This is a genomic window from Nostoc sp. FACHB-152 (genome assembly GCF_014697475.1).
Classification (GTDB): Bacteria; Cyanobacteriota; Cyanobacteriia; order Cyanobacteriales; family Nostocaceae; genus Nostoc_B.
Genome location: NZ_JACJRV010000056.1, coordinates 13,986 through 29,794, shown reverse-complemented (window position 1 = coordinate 29,794; position 15,809 = coordinate 13,986). Strand labels below are relative to the sequence as shown.

The following is a 15,809-nucleotide window of genomic DNA, read 5'->3' as shown; positions in this document are numbered from 1 at the left end:
ACAACTGTATTATTAAAATAATTATCCATTACAAATACTACAAGCATTCAATGAGCCGCAGATTGTCCTTAACCATTAGTAGCGCGATACATTGCCAACCCAACAAGGGTTTAGGCAGAGTTGTTGCGCTGTTTGCGTTTGAGGGTACATATCGCTGTGGCGGCGGTAAATCTGCAAGTGTTGGCATTTTAGGAGCAATTGCTGAATGGCTGAATCCAGATCAACTTATTCAGAGCGGGAGGTGCAGATGTCTAGCACCAACATAGGGACAAAAGTATCGATGACCTAACCCCCGCTTCTTTTCATCCAGAGGCGGGGGTTATTTTTTTAGGAGTGAATCACATGGAAGCTCAACCACCTTTTAGGCAACCACACATATTACAAAACTCAGTGGTGGTGTTCTCTAAAAACTACCTACCACTAGCACGCATCAACATTAAACGGGCAATAGTGCTATTAGTCACAGGTCAAGCAGAGTCTGTGAATTTTGGTACTACAAAACAGTGGGAAGTACGTTCTCCCAGTGTTGTATTACAAGTACCCGAACACATCCGCTTAACCGTTGGCAATCCCGAACGTCATTGGAAAGTACCGCCTGTAAACCGTCGTGAAGTTTTGCGACGAGACAACCACACCTGCCAATACTGCGGTAGCACCAAGCATTTAACGCTTGACCATGTAATCCCCCGCTCAAAGGGTGGACAGCATACCTGGGACAACGTTGTCACAGCGTGTGAAAAATGCAACTCAACCAAGAGCGATCGCTTGCCGCATGAAGCAGGAATGATACTGAAAACCAAGCCCAAAGCCCCAATTCACCCAGCAGTTGCATTTGCTGAACAATTTTGGAACGCACAACGCCTGAGTGAATCTGAGTAATTTACTCAATCCTAGTCAGAGAGGACAATACCGCAATTACATCACAATGTCCTCTCACTTCTCAAAAAAATTTTGTAGTACGCCCTTGACACTTTGTAATACATTATGTAGCATAAATGTAGTAAAGCACTACAGCCTCTCAACAAGGCATAGAGCAAACACCTCAGAACCATGAAAACTGAATAATTGCCACCCAACGTGGGGGTGTAGCTTAGTCCGGTTTAAAGCAGTCGCCTGTCGAGCTTCATAACGTGGGTTCAAATCCCATCATCCCCGTGTAGCCTTGTGGACGAATAGAAAAGTCGCTCTTGTTCTCACTCAGAGAGAAGCGAGTGCAACTCTCGTCACGGCTTCCAAATATGTCCAGGTCGCCTAATGGTAGGGTGTTGGTCTGCAAAACCTCCCCCAGCGAGTTCAATTCTCGCCCTGGACTCCAGACGTTGCAGCGTCACCTAACGGCAAGGTACTCGGCTCATAACCGAGAGTATATGGGTTCAACTCCCATCGCTGCTACCAAATGCACAGATGGTGTAACGGCAGCATCAGGGTCTCCAAAACCTTTGGTCAGGGTTCAAATCCTTGTCTGTGCGTTCTACTGCGTGTCCTAACACGAGAAGCTTACATATTGGTTAATCGGTCTAAAAAAACCGAAGTAGGTTCGACTCCTACAGCCTCCGCCAAACCTGGAGGCTGTTAAAAACAGCTTCTCAAACTTGTATGTGGTAGAAATCTTTTTCTTGGTGCAGAAGCGAAGTGGCCGAGCGGCACGTCTTTCAAGCGTGTAATTAGCGGGTTCGAGTCCCGTCTGCACTGCCTCATGGGGTGACGAATGGCGATCGACAGCAACGAAACCAACAAACGGACGCTTGCTGGATAGGGGTTCGATTCCCCTTCACTCCATCCCTTGTGGATGTATTTCTGCAAAGTGAACGTTGATTTGGGTCGGTATCCAAGTCCGGTTGAAGGAAGCCGTCTGTAAAACGGATGCCTATGTGCTTCGTAGGTTCAAATCCTACCCGGCCCATTATGGAGAGATTGCTATTGGCAGGGCAAGCTGTTTGCTAAACAGTCGTGGGATTCAGCATCTCACTGTGGGTTCAACTCCCTCTCTCTCCGCCTTATGAGAACGTGGTGTAACTGGATTGCATCTCAGATTACGAACCTGAAGGTTGGGGGTTCAAGTCCCTCCGTTCTCGCCTTATCCCCTGGTAGCTCAGTTGGTAGTAGCGCCTGTCTGTTCGCGTAGCGTCTCCGATAGGAGAAGAACAGGAGGTCGTCAGTTCGATACTGACCTGGGGGACTGGCACATTGCCCCATAGCTCAATGGCAGAGCAAGCGGCTGTTAACCGCTTTTGTTGTAAGTTCGACTCTTACTGGGGCAGCCATTTATTGGGAAGTAGGCAAACAGGCAAAGCCGTCGCACTTTGAATGCGAAGTTTGAGGGTTCAATTCCTTCCTTCCCAGCCTATACTCCTGTAGCCCAATTGGAAGAGGCGGCTGTCTCAAAAACAGTCTGTGTGTGGGTTCAAATCCCACCGGGAGTACCAATATCGGGATGTAATTCAGTGGTCTAGAAGCCTTGTTTTGGGGACAAGGAGCCGTAGGTTCAAATCCTACCATCCCGACCATTTGCCCTTGTGACGAAACTGGCAAACGTGCTGGTCTTAGAAACCAGATTTTGTGGGTTCGACTCCCACCAAGGGTACTGGGCAATTGCCCAACCATACTCCTGTAGTGAAATTGGTAAACGCTTCCGTTTGAAATACGGAATTCTTACTCTTTCAACTCTTGTCGGGAGTACCAATTTGGGTCGTTGGCAGAGCGGGTATGCAGCCGCCTTTTAAGCGGACTTATCCAGGTTCAACCCCTGGGCGACCCACCAAATATCAAATAAACATGGGCGTTTGGCAGAACGGTTATGCTCCTGACTCTTAATCAGGCTGACACAGGTTCGACCCCTGTAGCGCCCACCAAATTTTACCCCTGTGACGCAATTGGCAGACGTAGCCCGCTTAAACCGGGTTTGTTGCAGGTTCGATTCCTGTCAGGGGTATGCGGGGATAGAGCAAGAGCGGCTCGGCAGTCTCATAAGCTGCAAACGGTGAGTGCAACTCTCACCCCCGCGTCCAGTATACAGACTGTCCCCGCCGTCTGCTTTTGCTGGCGTAGCTCAATGTGGTAGAGCAACTGACTTGTAATCAGTAGGTTGCTCTTTCAACTCCTGTCACCAGCTTAATTAGTGCGGTCGTGGTGTAAAGGCAGCATCAGAGTCTTCCAAACTCACGGTACGAGTTCGAGTCTCGTCGTTCGCGTAGCGTGCCGAAGGCAATCGCTCTGAACCTTATAAGTTCGTCAATGCGGGTGTGATGTAGTGGCTAGCATCTGAGTGCGCCACACTCAGCGTATGGGTTCGAGTCCCATCACTCGCTTTCATAGCCCTGTAACTCAGTGGGGAGAGTGCCTCTCTTACAAAGAGGAAGTCGCTCTTTCAATTCCTGTCAGGGCTACCAATTGATGGGAGTGTCGCCTAATGGATGGGCATCGATCTTCTAAATCGATTTGTAGGGGTTCGAGTCCCTTCACTCCTGCCACATGGGGTCATAGCTCTAAATGGCTAGAGCGCCTGTCTTGCACACAGGAGGTTAGGGGTTCAAATCCCCTTGGCTCCACTGATGGTGTCTGAAGCCAAAGCGGTCGCGGCGCTGGTTTGTGGAACCAGTCATAACGGGTTCAAGTCCCGCCAGACACCCCTAAATGGAAGATGCTGCTCAAGGGAGGGCAACTAGTCTTGAAAACTAGAGCAGGGTAATACCTGGGAGTTCGATTCTTCCATCTTCCGCCTTCCACCAGAAGCCGAAAAGTGAGGCGCTGTGCTGATAACACAGTCATAGGAGGGGCAGTACCTCCCTGGTGGATTATTTCTGCGATGCCTACGGCGGGTGGAGCCATCGCCTTCATTTGTGGTGGTTCATCCAGAAGACTTGATCGCAGCGTACCCAACACAAATGCACCAGTACCACAAGCTCTTTCAAGCATTAGAAAAGGCGATCGCAGTATTACACGCATCGCCTCATAAATACTTATTTACTTAAATACTGCATTACTGCATTACTGCATTACTGCATTACTCTTCAACTTCTTTCAGTGCTTCATCCAGCAGAAACCGCACAATTTCAACCTTTTTCCTACCTGTCTTCGCCGCCAATACAGACAGCTTACGGTGCATTGACTCAGTTAAATCCACAGTTAGTCTAATTGTTGGTTCCTTGGGAGTGGCTGGCTGGAGTTGGGACATAATACTAGGCTTGGTTGCTTGAGGTGTATGTGTAGGTGTAGGTGTAGGCTGGGGTTGCACTTCTGGCTGAGTTTGGTTTTGAGTTGTTGGTTGTTCTGGTGCTGGCTCCTCATCCTTCTCATCTTCCAGGTTCGCGTTCACTTGCGGTGGGAGAGTTTCCTTTGTAGCTGACTCACCATAAACAAACTCACGCGCCAGGGCATCATCCAGGGATTTTCGTTTTTTAGTCATTTGAGCATCCCCAAAATTTCTTTAAATAGTCGCTCATATTCCCGCCCTGATTCTGCTGCTGGACGGCCTGATAAATCCCAAATGGTTGCAGCTTGACCAAAGGTGTCAGCGATCGCTTGTTTTTGGTGAATCACCGTTTTCAGCACCGTTACCTCTTTTGTTTTAGATAACAGTGCGATCGCTTCATCGAGTAATTTTGTCCCTTTGACAGCACGGCTAACAAATATTGCTGCTTTGGGCGCACCACCACGCACTGACTGAGCTTGTTTAATCAGGCGAACAGCATCACTAGCAGATTGTAGGTCTAGACCTGTGGGCTGACAGGGAACCACAGCTAGGTCAGTCCTGAATAATATCGCCCTGCTAGCTTCAGATAAACCAGCTGGCCCATCCACAATCAGATAATCACACTTTTGCGCTAATTCTGGGATTTGCTCTAAGAGTTCATCGGGTGATTGCAGTACAGTAGTAGGAATCTCGCCACCTTCCATCGACTGGAGCCAAATGGAACTACTACGCTGGGCATCGGCATCTAGCAAGTGAACTTTGTGCCCCTTGCGAGATAACCAACAGCTGATGTGTACAGCAGATGTTGACTTGGAACAACCACCTTTTTGATTGATAAACGCAATTACTGACATACTTACTTAATTACTGCATTACTGCATTAATGAAAAAAATATCATAGTTCTGTAAGCTCGACCTTCCGACCGTCAGGATCAGTTAGCACCACCCGACGACCCCACCGACTGGAATGGATAGTAGGTAATACAGTATCGCTAATTTCTTGAAGTTGAGTAAGTACATGATCAATGGAGGATACCCGAAAAATAAGCATAGTTGCACCACCTTGTACGGGTTGGGGTGCAGATCCCTCGGTTCCTGGATAAATTTCGATTGTACTTGTGCCTAACGTACAAGCATAATGAATCAACCCCTGACCGTGACACTCTTGCTCAAACCTCAGTCCCAAAGCTCTGTAAAAAAATAATGTACTCAGAACATCACCAGTTCTTAAAACTATCAGACTTAACTCAGGGTGAGACATTAATTTTACTGCATCACTGCATTACTGCATTAAGTTTATCAGTGATTTAGTTATGGCATAGGAAAACAAGTGTTACTGGAACAAGAGGAAGGGACAAGTTCAACTTGAACTTGGAGCGATCGCCTAGATGCAGCCAGCAGATGGTAAAAAAGGTATAAAAAACCTCAAAGTAAGAAATTTGAGACGGGAATTTCTTACTTGAGTTGCAACAATCAAGCTATAGTAATGCTTTCGAGAGCCAATGCTGTTAACCTTTCCTGCGTGATTGAGGCTCTTGGATCTGGGGAAACCCTTAAGGCTGGGGGAGAAAGCCCTTCGGGCGGGGTTGGTGAAGCTCTTGGATCTGGGGAAGTTAAGGTTAAAGATTTAAAATAAGTATATATTTATACAAATAAATTACCCGATGAAAATATAAATGCTTCTGAGTAAAATTGTCGTTTTTAAATCTTTCTCTGCCCCAGCTACCTCACAGGATTGACAAAGTGACAAATTTGCTACTAAAGAACCCAAAAAAGTAACTATGAAATTAGAAAAGGTAACCAAAAAGTGAAAATTGACGCACAGTTCAAAATTGAAGCGATAGATAATCATTCCCCACACCTAGAAACAGTCAGAAAATTGTGGCGAGCTAACTCAAAAACACTTGGTAACTTGCCCAAAGGAGCATTTGAGGAACGAGCAGCGTGCCGTCAAATTCTTGTTGCACTTGATTCTGAAGGAGTCTGTGTAGGTTACCTTTTATATCGACATTCACGGGATTGGTTTACTATCACTCATCTGTGTATCGATCCTTCATGTCGGGGTAAGGGAGTAGCTAAACAACTTGTAGATCACCTTAAACAAATAACAAAATCTTCTCGCGGAATTAAGCTAAAGTGCCGTCGAGATTATAACCTACAAGGGATGTGGTCGAGCTTTGGTTTTATTGCCACCTGCGATGTAGAAGCCAAGGCTAAAAATAAGAAACTTACTGTTTGGGTGTTAGAACACAATCCTCTTCCTCTGTTGTCCACAATGATTAAACAACAACTTGAGTCTAAGTTGTGTGTAATGATTGCTCCTGATATCTTCTTGGATTTATATATGGATGAAAATGATGAAAATATTAATAGTGATGAGGAAAATATATTATTAGCTGACTGGGTGCAGAGTGAATTAGATTTGTGCATTAATGATGAAATATTTAATCAAATCAATCGAATTGACAATAGTCAAGAGAGAGATAGTCAGAATTATTTTGCCCAATCTTTTACTTGCTTACCTGGCGATGTTCAGAAATTAGACGATAATTTAAATATTTTGCAAAAAATAACCAAGAAAAATAATTTTGTAATTGATGAAGATAAATTACGTTATATTGCCAGGAGTATAGCCTCGGAATCTCATGTGTTTTTAAGTAGAGATAAGCAATTTTTAGATTTAGCCGATATAATCTATGGAAATTTTAAATTATCTGTTATTCAACCTGAAGAACTTATAAATCGGCTAGATGAACTCCGCGATAAACCTGACTATCAACCTGTACGTTTTTCTGGTACACACTTAGAACAAATACAGGTAAAACGTGGGCAGGAAGACTTTTTAGCAAATTATTTCCACAATTATAAATTAAAAGAAAACAAAACAGCATTTCAGCAAGAACTCCGACGTTATTTGACAGAATATGATAAATTTGAATGTATTTTAGTGAGAGAGTCAAATAATGTTCCGCTTGCTTTAATTGTGTATGGAAAGCAGAAAAATAAGGAACTAGAAATTCCAATAATTCGAGTCGGTAATCATAATCTTTCGTCTACACTTGCACGACACATACTTTTTAAATCTATATTAAAATCAGCGCATGACCAGCGATATTTCACAAGAATTACTGACAAATATCCAGAAGAAACTGTTATTGAAGCTATTCAAGAAGATGTATTTGTTAAAGTAAATAATGGGTGGTTAAAAGCAAATCTGTCAGTTACACAGAGTTGTGTGGAATTATCCAATAATCTGACTAATTTAGCTACTGAATTTGGTGAAGAATATAATTTTATTAAGGAAATTGCTAAGAACCTTAATAAGGAAAGCACAGTTCTAGATGCTCAGTTATCAGTTGATATCGAACGATTTCTGTTTCCTGCAAAAATTACTGATTCTGAACTTACTACATTTATTATCCCGATTCAACCAAGATGGGCTTCCTATTTATTTGATGAACATTTAGGAAAGCAAATGCTTGCTTTGCCAGAATTTGGCTCTAAACCAGAATTAGCATTCAATCGTGAAGCAGTTTACTATCGAGCCATACAAAACTCTAGAGGTTTAAATGCTCCTTGTCGAATTCTTTGGTATGTGAGCGAAACTCAAGGTGAAGGTCAAGGTAAAGGTTTTCAGGATGTCGGTTATATTGGTGCTTGTTCTTATGTAGATGAAGTAATTATAGGTAAATCTAAAGAACTTTACCGACGTTTTCAAAGATTAGGAGTTTACAACGAAAATAATGTTGAAAATATACACAAAGATAAAAGTGCTAATATTATGGCAATTCGATTTAGTGATACAGAATTATTTAAGAATCCTATATATTTTCAAGAATTACAGCAAATTTTGAATAAAGATAATTTATTGCTTATTTCACCTTATAAAATTAATACCGAATCATTTATAAAATTGTATAATTTAGGAACTAAATAATATTCCATGTAAGAAATTGTCATGCCATGTCACATACTATTAATTTCAGTTAAACCTGAGTATGCCAATAAAATTTTTGAAGACCGAACAAAAAAAGTGGAATTACGTAGGGTACGAACTCGTGTAAAAACAGGAGATATTGTTTTTGTATATGTATCATCTCCAAAAAAAACTTTTATAGGCTTTTTTGAAGTAGATTTTGTTATTGAAAAATCAGCTTCAAAAAATGACTTAAAAGAATTATGGAAACAAGTTAAAGACCATGCTGGCATCAAGCGCAAAGATTTTTATAAATATTATGAAGGTGCATCAATTGCTGTAGGAATTTATTTTATAAATGCGAAAAAATTTGAAACCCCGATTGAATTAAATCGGTTAAAAGATAAAATATCTTACTTACGTCCACCCCAAAGCTATCGTTATCTTAATGAGGAAGAATATGAAACTATTATGCTGTTAGGAGGGGAAAATACTTCAAAGATGGCAAATAACTAATATTAAAGATTAAGAGCTATGCTCCCGTGCTATTGTATGAGCGATAACTAGATGAGTACAAAAAAACTACATAATAACAGACAAGTTTTTATATTAGCGAAAAATAACGAATTTATAAAGTTATTTAAAGAATTTATTAGCTCTTATCCTTATACTCAGGCTGGATTGCGTCATCAGAAGGTTTACCATGAGCAGCGTCAGAAAGGTAAAGAGAATTTTCAAGCGATCTCTTCGGACTACGAGTCTGGAGAAGATATAACCGAGGTAGTTCTACTACAACTTCTCCCCTACGCGCCCACGGCTAACAACAGTCAAAGAAATGTCTGGATACATCATGCCCCAGCGATCGACAAAGACATTAAGATGTGGTTTGAAGGTGCGCGTTGGACAAAATCAGAAGACTGGCCAAATATATCTCAAGCCATTTTTAATTTCGTCCGTCAATGTAATCAAAACCCTACTGAGTTGGGAGAGGCTTGTAAGAATTTCTCAAAATTACCTTATACCAAAGGCTTACAAACAGGAATGCTCACACCTATCCTGAATGCACTCCGACCAGATGACTTTTTACTAATTAATAACAAATCACGACAGGTTATCAATTACTTTACAGGGAAATCTTATAGTCAGAAGCTGATAGATTATCCAGCAGTTAACGCAACAGGACAAAAATTAATTCAAGAATTAGCTCCTGATATGCGTCAGACTGGTGTACCATCTATGCGAGACGATGACTTATTCGATATGTTCTGTCATTGGCTAGTTGCTGTTAAAAAATATGATTTTTCAGGACAGAAACTTTCCCCAATAGATGAGTTTAGTGAAATCCCTCATGATGTTGAAGCAATAGAAATGCAGCCAGAATATTCTCTAAGTCAATGTGCATTGGATACTGGAATAGAAGAGGAGACACTTTCAAACTGGTTAAAGGCAATAGAGCGTAAAAAGCAGGCAATATTTTACGGATCTCCAGGCACAGGTAAAACATATGTTGCCAAAAAATTGGCTCAATATCTGACTGGTGGCAGTGATGGTTTTGTGGATATTGTCCAGTTCCACCCAGCCTATACTTATGAAGACTTCATACAAGGAATTCGCCCACAACGAATAGATGGAGAACTAGATTATCCACTGGTTAATGGACGGTTTCTTAATTTTTGTGAAGAGGCATGTCGTCGCCAGAATATATGCGTACTGATTATAGATGAAATCAATCGTGCCAATGTTGCCCGCGTCTTTGGTGAGTTGATGTATCTGTTGGAGTATCGTGACGAAAAAATGCCTTTGGCAGCAGGTGAGGTATTCAGCATTCCCAGCAATGTACGAATTATTGGCACAATGAACACAGCAGATCGCTCAATTGCATTAGTGGATCATGCCATCCGTCGCCGCTTTGCCTTTATTCCTCTCTACCCAAACTATAAGATTCTCCACCAATATCACTCAAATACTGATTTTCCAATAGAAAAGTTGATTAAAACGCTGATGAAGTTGAACCAGGCAATTGGTAATCCTCACAACGAAGTGGGTATTAGCTTCTTTCTTTTAAGCAACCTAGCTGACCAGATTGACAGTGTTTGGCAACTGGAGATTGAGCCGTATTTGGAAGAATATTTTTTTGACCAACCCAGTAAAGTAGATCAGTTTCGCTGGAACGAAGTCAAGAAGCAAATTGACCCATGAGTGTAACATCACCACAGATAATAGAATTAACTGAATACGTTCCCAAATTATTACCGCGATCGCTATTTCCCGATGCAGTTGGAGAAATGTTGTGGCGTGACTACGATACTCAAGTGAGTATAGATTTCCCTTCTCCAAAAACAGGCGATCGCTGGCGACTAACTGCCCAAGGATGGGTTGGTCACATTCCCTTAACTAGTGATTTTCACATTGCCCTGCACCCGAAAGTCAAGCTAGGTAATCTTCTGCGAATGCTGGAGTATGCCTATGACCTCAAAAGTTTTCGCTTTTTGTCAGGACTGGTTGATTGTCAAACGCTCTTAGAATTTTATGAACGGCTGGCTGATATTTTAGCCCGTCGCATTCTCAACCGAGGTCGCCAGGGTTTCTACTGCGCCTACATCCCCAACACAGAACATTTGCCTTATGTTCGGGGACGTATTGATGTACGGCTTCTTGTCACTCGACCGTGGGACACTAAAATCCAGTGCCATTATGAAGAACATACAGCAGACGTTGAAGAGAATCAAATTCTTGCTTGGACACTCTGGTGTATTGCCCGTAGCGGTTTGTGTACGGAACGGGTAATGCCAACGGTGCGCCGCGCGTATCATCTACTACAGGGATTTGTAACATTGCAACCATGTAATCCCAGAACTTGTGTAGGACGACAGTACAACCGTCTGAATGAGGATTATCGCCCCCTACATGCACTTTGCCGCTTCTTTTTGGAACAGATTGCACCTAGTCATAAAACAGGTACACACGCGACGTTGCCCTTTTTGGTTAATATGTCACAACTCTACGAATGCTTTGTGGCAGAGTGGCTGAAAGCTCATCGGGAAACGGTACTGCTAACACTTGCGTTAGATATCCAATCCCAAGAAAGAGTATACTTGGGGCAGTGTAAAGCATTATACTTTGACATTGACTTGATACTCTATGATATGGCAACAGGGCTAGCCAGATATGTGTTAGATACCAAGTATAAAGCTGCCTCTAAGCCAACGACAGCTGATATTAACCAAATGGTCGCCTATGCGGAAGCAAAAGGGTGTCAAGAGGCAATTCTAATTTATCCAGTGCCCTTAGCAGAACCGTTGAATATCAAAGTTGGTAATATCCAAATTCGCAGCTTGACTTTTTCTCTTGTAGGGGATTTGGAGCAGGCAGGTTATCGGTTTTTACAGGATTTACTGGGAACTGAAGTTAGGTAAGCAAGCTCCTGGCTATAAAACTGCTCAAAAAGCTCTCAATCGTTTTACAAACCTCTTCCCTGCAAGCAGAGAGGCTTTAAAAGCCTATGAATGTAGGTTGCTTAGTTATTTAAAAATATATGTGTGTCAGTCCATTAAATCTGGATATAAATATATGGTTCAACGTATTGAAGAAATTTTAGGTAACTCAATTACTGAATATACTCCTAACGCAATCAAATTTCGGGGTTTATCTTTGTCATCATTGGAGCAAGTGCTTCAAGAAGGCTACACTACACTAAATGCTAATTTTAATGCTGCTCCAAGAGTTGGTTCATTTATTGAATTTGGGCAACGTTGCAAGAGTATAGAAGCAACAGCAATTTTTGATGGTGTAGTTTTTAATGACACAGAAAGCCCAGATTTGGTGATTGATGCAATTACAGTTAAAGGGGTAAAGGATTTAGACTTCGTAGGTGAATTTGTAAAATTTGTCTGGGGTTGCGATGAGTTAGAGATTAATTCTCAACAGTTGTATGCTTGGTGGGATTAACTTATATGGTGAGAGTTTTCAGGGCATCTTGCATAAAATTACACATATCCCGGCTCAACACCAATTTGAATAACTATTTAAGACTGTAGTTCCAAGTTTTTATAGCTAAATCAATATACCAACCTAAATTCTCTGGAGTTTTACTTTTATATGAATTCCACCATGTAAAAGTTTCCTCATCAATTGGTGGTTTAATACCTTTCAAAAGATATATCAACAACTGAAACGTATTTTGTGACCCTAACGAAGCTTGAAATAGGTATTGATTAGCTTTAGTCCATAATGCCATACCATGCCTATTAAATGAGAGTCCGAGATTATTATTATTAGGTTGATTTTTCAAATTAACATTAGTTTTAGTACATACTAACCATTCAACAATGGATTTTTCTGAGAAAGGATTGTTATCTTTAGCTAAGACCAATCCAAATCGTGCTACAGGTATTTTTATATTTGTTTTAACATGAGTAGGCAACCACAAAAACAATATAACGCCTTTGCTAGTATTGGTTATTTCTGCTAATTTTTTATGATTTTCTCCCTCACCAATTGCATATAGTACCTTTCTATAAGTAGAACTAACCATTTCTTTCACTTTTGGTTGAGCCATTAATAATGTTCGCAAAGCTGTAAAATCCTGGCGATACTCTAGAGGTAAGTTACTTATAAAATTCCTAATAAAAATTGATAAACTTATTTGGGATAACTCAAAACTTGTTTGACTCTCAGGTAAACCTAAGATAGGGTAAGGAATATCATAAGTTTTACTACATATTTGAAATTTGGCTGAGTTCTCATGTATTTTGATAGTGAACTCATGAAAGCAAATATCATCTTCAAACTTTGAGGCTTCTTTATCTGTATAGTTATCTTCATGAAAAGCAGGTGCTACCGCTATTAACTTTACTGGTAAAGAGTAATCTATAATATCTGAAAATGGTTGCTCTTGCAAAATTGCTTTTCGATAACGAGTTAACTGAGAGACTAAACCTCTATCCTCTTCATTCTTTAACTCAATTATTACTGGCTGCTTGCCTGATTTAGTAAAACATAATAAATCACATCGTTGCATTTTAATGGTATGCTGACGCTTGACTAAAGCTAAGTCAGGAAATATTTTTTGGAAATTATCTTCAATATAATCTTCTAAATGCAATTCTGACTGAAAGTTGATTTTACACCCTACATATATTAAGTGAGGATTAACTTTTTCTAATTCATCATTAAGCCGTTTAGAGGATACTGTTAAATTTTTGGCTTTCAGGTAGGGCATAAACGTTTATCTTAATAGCATTGTTTTTTGAAATCTATAATTCATCTAGTTTTTTTCGTAGTGCTTCTAAGTCTTCATCAACTACTTGGTTAGCTGTGTAGTTAGATAGTATGACAGGAGATTTTAAATTTATCTGTGCTTTTAAAGCAGCCAATTCCTCATCTACTTCATTACTGGATTCTATTGCTGCAAATTGGCTTTCTAAGTCTGCACCTGCTAACTCTACTAACGATTGACTCTGGGATTCTTGCATGAAAACTTTTGCTTCCATCCTCTCAAATGCTGCCATTGCACTACTGGTGTTCATGCTACAACCCACGTTTTGAAGTCGCTCCTGAGTTTTAGCAGCTATAATTTGGGATTGAATCTGAACTTTAAAAGCTCTAGCTTCAGAAACTTTGCTTTCAAAGGCTGCTAGTTGACTTTTGAGGACATCTACTAAGGCAGTTTGTTCATCTAAATTGGCTTTAAGAGTATTAGCTTTTTCGGTAAAAATCTTTTTTTGCTTGAGTGCTTCTCGCGCCAGATCATCATGACCATTTTGCAAAGCCAGTTGTGTACGTCTTTGCCACTTACTCACTTCAGATTGAGCTTGTTCATACTGTTGCCGCGTTTGTTTTTGAGTAACCATAATTGGGATTACAGCTCGACGTAACTTTAACAACTCTTGCTGCATATCCTCAATAGCTAGGTCTAATAGTTTTTCTGGGTCAACTCCTCGTTGAAGTAGCCGATTTAAGCCAGCTATCCCAAGCCCAACTACAGAGCCAGCAGCGACCATAGGAGCCATACCAACAGCAAAGGCAGTTCCCCCCGTGGCAACTCCCACACCACCAATGGCAGCAGAAATACCACCCCCAACAGACGCTCCAATTGCTGCTGCACCAACAGATGAAGTATCCGCCAGTGTGATTAGTCTTATAGCTTCATACAAGGCAAGACCAGTTAAAGCACCTGTAGCAGTTAAAGGAACAGTACCAACGCTCAAGCCAGTACCCTTTGCAAGTATCCCTATTTTGCCAAGGGATGCACCTGCTACGCCTCCTAGTACCGCTAATGCTACAGCGTCTTCATAGTTATCTGTGCTGATTTCGCTCTTAGAATAGTTAAGTTCTGCCTTGACGAGTCGCTTAATTCGACCAAACAGTTGTCCCATAGCACTGTATTTCCTTATACTGGTTGTGCATTTGGAAAGTAGTCTGCACCGTCTCAGCTTAAACTAAGTAAATTTTTTCTACTTCGTAGTAATTAATGAAAACTTCCTTACTCTTCTTAAATTTTGTATAAAGTTTGGTTTACTTATACTAATTAGCACAAGTAAAAAATAACTGAAAGCAATTTAAAAAAAAGCTGCCAATGACATTGATTAATCCTTTTGAGTTGCCTTGCGTTCAGTTATGTGAATTGAAAAATCTTCCTAGTTGTACTGCTATTTACTTTGCAATAGATTCAGATAATCGGCTTCTCTACATAGGACAAGCTACTAATTTAGCAGCCAGATGGAAAAATCATCATCGTCAATACCAACTAGAAGAGATTGATAAAAAATATCCAGTAAAGATAGCTTGGATAGCTTGGAATGATTCAGGATTAGCAGAGGCAGAAAAATATTTAATTAAAAAGTTTCATCCTTTACTCAACGGAACAGAAGTTGAATCTTCTATGATTATTCCTTCAGAGCAAATTTTTAAAGAATTTTTAAAGAGTTTATCTAGACGTTTAATTATTACTGGTATCCAATATAAAAGCAACGATGAACTAACAAATGTTTATTTAAAATATGACTGGACAGACTGTTCACCAAAAGGAACAGCAGCAAGGATTAAAAATTTTATACAAGAGAATAAGGATAAAAATACCAGTCTAAAATTTCAGTGGAATAGATACGGAAGAATATTTGGGGAAGTTGTTCGTCCAGGTAGTAGAGCGCAAAAAGTAAATGCTCGGAAAAATCTTTCATACAATAATTATTGGCAAGTCGCTTGTAATGGAGTTCTTATTCATATCACTCCTACTCATTACTATAAAAATTTAAAATTGAGTACGGATACTAAAGAGCTTGCTGGAATTAAGTTACGAGCGCTCACTAAAGTTGGTTTAGCCGAAATGAGCAGCAAATATTCTCATGAATTTTTGGGTATATGTTTTTATGAAAAAGATCCTATTCCATTACTTTGGATTAATAAATAACTAGACCAAATTCAATTTTAATTACAATCATTAGGGCATAGGTACGATATATAGTTAGCAGTAAACCTATTTAGAATCTCGTAGAATCGCCAATTAAGATTGCTTCCACCTCTCCAATGAGATATTGGCAGAGGTGGAAATTTACTGTTGAATGCTTTTTATACCTTTATGAAGGTACCCCAGTTACTTCAGAAGCAGCCTCTGCTTCTACATCTGGTTTAGGCTCCTTGGGCTTTTTCTCGAAAATTTGCAGCCCTGCATCAACTACTTCAAACCCATTTTCTGTCATG

General features: G+C 40.6%; 15 protein-coding genes and 27 tRNA genes. 36 read left to right on the top strand and 6 right to left on the bottom strand.

Going from position 1 to position 15,809, the window contains the following annotated elements; all coding sequences use genetic code 11:
* Positions 1–50: 50 nt before the first annotated feature.
* The 30 genes from H6G76_RS26245 (at position 51) to H6G76_RS26100 (ending at position 3,955) form a co-directional block, all read left to right on the top strand.
* Complete coding sequence (locus H6G76_RS26245; protein WP_190707660.1) at positions 51–266, top strand: hypothetical protein; 216 nt, start codon at positions 51–53, stop codon at positions 264–266.
* 76 nt (positions 267–342) lie between these two features.
* Positions 343–879 carry an HNH endonuclease gene (locus tag H6G76_RS26240; RefSeq protein WP_190707657.1) on the top strand — a complete coding sequence of 179 codons (537 nt, stop codon included), beginning with the start codon at positions 343–345 and terminating at the stop codon, positions 877–879.
* Positions 880–1,079: 200 nt separating this feature from the next.
* Positions 1,080–1,155: transfer RNA gene (locus H6G76_RS26235), tRNA-Asp, on the top strand.
* Between the two features lie 85 nt (positions 1,156–1,240).
* Positions 1,241–1,315 (top strand) — tRNA-Cys (locus H6G76_RS26230).
* Between the two features lie 5 nt (positions 1,316–1,320).
* A tRNA-Ile gene (locus H6G76_RS26225) sits at positions 1,321–1,395 on the top strand.
* Positions 1,396–1,398: 3 nt separating this feature from the next.
* Positions 1,399–1,469, top strand: a tRNA-Trp gene (locus H6G76_RS26220).
* A 149-nt stretch (positions 1,470–1,618) separates the two neighbouring features.
* Positions 1,619–1,692 (top strand) — tRNA-Glu (locus tag H6G76_RS26215).
* Between the two features lie 126 nt (positions 1,693–1,818).
* Positions 1,819–1,903: transfer RNA gene (locus tag H6G76_RS26210), tRNA-Tyr, on the top strand.
* Between the two features lie 4 nt (positions 1,904–1,907).
* Positions 1,908–1,995 (top strand) — tRNA-Ser (locus H6G76_RS26205).
* A gap of 6 nt (positions 1,996–2,001) precedes the next feature.
* Positions 2,002–2,075 (top strand) — tRNA-Arg (locus tag H6G76_RS26200).
* Between the two features lie 6 nt (positions 2,076–2,081).
* Positions 2,082–2,179 (top strand) — tRNA-OTHER (locus H6G76_RS26195).
* A gap of 9 nt (positions 2,180–2,188) precedes the next feature.
* Positions 2,189–2,264, top strand: a tRNA-Asn gene (locus H6G76_RS26190).
* A 5-nt stretch (positions 2,265–2,269) separates the two neighbouring features.
* Positions 2,270–2,343 (top strand) — tRNA-Gln (locus H6G76_RS26185).
* A gap of 5 nt (positions 2,344–2,348) precedes the next feature.
* Positions 2,349–2,426, top strand: a tRNA-Leu gene (locus tag H6G76_RS26180).
* 4 nt (positions 2,427–2,430) lie between these two features.
* Positions 2,431–2,507, top strand: a tRNA-Pro gene (locus H6G76_RS26175).
* A 3-nt stretch (positions 2,508–2,510) separates the two neighbouring features.
* Positions 2,511–2,584: transfer RNA gene (locus tag H6G76_RS26170), tRNA-Leu, on the top strand.
* 20 nt (positions 2,585–2,604) lie between these two features.
* Positions 2,605–2,682, top strand: a tRNA-Phe gene (locus H6G76_RS26165).
* A gap of 4 nt (positions 2,683–2,686) precedes the next feature.
* Positions 2,687–2,761 (top strand) — tRNA-Lys (locus H6G76_RS26160).
* A 16-nt stretch (positions 2,762–2,777) separates the two neighbouring features.
* Positions 2,778–2,852, top strand: a tRNA-Lys gene (locus H6G76_RS26155).
* 6 nt (positions 2,853–2,858) lie between these two features.
* Positions 2,859–2,932 (top strand) — tRNA-Leu (locus H6G76_RS26150).
* Positions 2,933–3,008, top strand: a tRNA-Met gene (locus H6G76_RS26145).
* Positions 3,009–3,038: 30 nt separating this feature from the next.
* Positions 3,039–3,112 (top strand) — tRNA-Thr (locus H6G76_RS26140).
* Positions 3,113–3,120: 8 nt separating this feature from the next.
* Positions 3,121–3,191 (top strand) — tRNA-Gly (locus tag H6G76_RS26135).
* A 45-nt stretch (positions 3,192–3,236) separates the two neighbouring features.
* Positions 3,237–3,308: transfer RNA gene (locus H6G76_RS26130), tRNA-Gly, on the top strand.
* 5 nt (positions 3,309–3,313) lie between these two features.
* Positions 3,314–3,389, top strand: a tRNA-Val gene (locus H6G76_RS26125).
* 6 nt (positions 3,390–3,395) lie between these two features.
* Positions 3,396–3,470, top strand: a tRNA-Arg gene (locus H6G76_RS26120).
* A 3-nt stretch (positions 3,471–3,473) separates the two neighbouring features.
* A tRNA-Ala gene (locus H6G76_RS26115) sits at positions 3,474–3,548 on the top strand.
* A gap of 6 nt (positions 3,549–3,554) precedes the next feature.
* Positions 3,555–3,628, top strand: a tRNA-His gene (locus tag H6G76_RS26110).
* Positions 3,629–3,635: 7 nt separating this feature from the next.
* Positions 3,636–3,718 (top strand) — tRNA-Ser (locus tag H6G76_RS26105).
* Between the two features lie 21 nt (positions 3,719–3,739).
* Complete coding sequence (locus tag H6G76_RS26100; protein ID WP_190707655.1) at positions 3,740–3,955, top strand: hypothetical protein; 216 nt, start codon at positions 3,740–3,742, stop codon at positions 3,953–3,955.
* Between the two features lie 48 nt (positions 3,956–4,003).
* On the opposite strand, the gene H6G76_RS26095 is transcribed toward H6G76_RS26100, so the two are convergent.
* Genes H6G76_RS26095 through H6G76_RS26085 form a run of 3 tightly spaced genes read right to left on the bottom strand, consistent with a single transcriptional unit; the run spans position 4,004 to position 5,453 of the window.
* Entirely contained in the window at positions 4,004–4,405 is a 402-nt protein-coding gene (locus tag H6G76_RS26095) for a hypothetical protein (RefSeq protein WP_017655426.1), read from the bottom strand.
* The gene (locus H6G76_RS26090) at positions 4,402–5,046 is read right to left on the bottom strand and encodes an AAA family ATPase (RefSeq protein WP_017655427.1); all 645 of its coding nucleotides are present in this window, start codon (positions 5,044–5,046) and stop codon (positions 4,402–4,404) included. Before H6G76_RS26090 ends, H6G76_RS26095 begins: the two co-directional genes overlap by 4 nt.
* A gap of 41 nt (positions 5,047–5,087) precedes the next feature.
* Positions 5,088–5,453 (bottom strand): VOC family protein, encoded by a 366-nt coding sequence (locus H6G76_RS26085; RefSeq protein WP_017655428.1) that lies wholly within the window; start codon positions 5,451–5,453, stop codon positions 5,088–5,090.
* Between the two features lie 546 nt (positions 5,454–5,999).
* On the opposite strand from H6G76_RS26085, the gene H6G76_RS26080 reads away from it, so the two are divergent.
* The 5 genes from H6G76_RS26080 (at position 6,000) to H6G76_RS26060 (ending at position 12,056) form a co-directional block, all read left to right on the top strand.
* On the top strand, positions 6,000–8,129 hold the full coding sequence (locus H6G76_RS26080) for a GNAT family N-acetyltransferase (protein WP_190707652.1): 2,130 nt from the start codon (positions 6,000–6,002) through the stop codon (positions 8,127–8,129).
* Positions 8,130–8,150: 21 nt separating this feature from the next.
* Positions 8,151–8,624, top strand: coding sequence for a hypothetical protein (locus H6G76_RS26075; RefSeq protein ID WP_190707650.1), 474 nt, complete (start codon positions 8,151–8,153; stop codon positions 8,622–8,624).
* A gap of 51 nt (positions 8,625–8,675) precedes the next feature.
* On the top strand, positions 8,676–10,307 hold the full coding sequence (locus tag H6G76_RS26070; protein ID WP_017655431.1) for an McrB family protein: 1,632 nt from the start codon (positions 8,676–8,678) through the stop codon (positions 10,305–10,307).
* The gene (locus H6G76_RS26065; protein WP_190707647.1) at positions 10,304–11,524 is read left to right on the top strand and encodes an McrC family protein; all 1,221 of its coding nucleotides are present in this window, start codon (positions 10,304–10,306) and stop codon (positions 11,522–11,524) included. Before H6G76_RS26070 ends, H6G76_RS26065 begins: the two co-directional genes overlap by 4 nt.
* A gap of 154 nt (positions 11,525–11,678) precedes the next feature.
* Entirely contained in the window at positions 11,679–12,056 is a 378-nt protein-coding gene (locus H6G76_RS26060; protein WP_185569522.1) for a hypothetical protein, read from the top strand.
* A 73-nt stretch (positions 12,057–12,129) separates the two neighbouring features.
* Here H6G76_RS26060 and H6G76_RS26055 read toward each other — a convergent pair whose 3' ends face one another.
* Together H6G76_RS26055 and H6G76_RS26050 are read right to left on the bottom strand one after the other, a co-directional pair.
* Entirely contained in the window at positions 12,130–13,329 is a 1,200-nt protein-coding gene (locus H6G76_RS26055) for an endonuclease NucS domain-containing protein (RefSeq protein ID WP_190707644.1), read from the bottom strand.
* A 34-nt stretch (positions 13,330–13,363) separates the two neighbouring features.
* The gene (locus H6G76_RS26050; protein ID WP_190707641.1) at positions 13,364–14,485 is read right to left on the bottom strand and encodes a PspA/IM30 family protein; all 1,122 of its coding nucleotides are present in this window, start codon (positions 14,483–14,485) and stop codon (positions 13,364–13,366) included.
* Positions 14,486–14,685: 200 nt separating this feature from the next.
* Between H6G76_RS26050 and H6G76_RS26045 the strand changes: the two genes are divergently transcribed.
* Positions 14,686–15,519 (top strand): GIY-YIG nuclease family protein, encoded by an 834-nt coding sequence (locus H6G76_RS26045; protein ID WP_017655436.1) that lies wholly within the window; start codon positions 14,686–14,688, stop codon positions 15,517–15,519.
* A gap of 166 nt (positions 15,520–15,685) precedes the next feature.
* Here H6G76_RS26045 and H6G76_RS37840 read toward each other — a convergent pair whose 3' ends face one another.
* On the bottom strand, positions 15,686–15,808 hold the full coding sequence (locus H6G76_RS37840; RefSeq protein ID WP_017655437.1) for a hypothetical protein: 123 nt from the start codon (positions 15,806–15,808) through the stop codon (positions 15,686–15,688).
* Position 15,809: the final 1 nt, after the last annotated feature.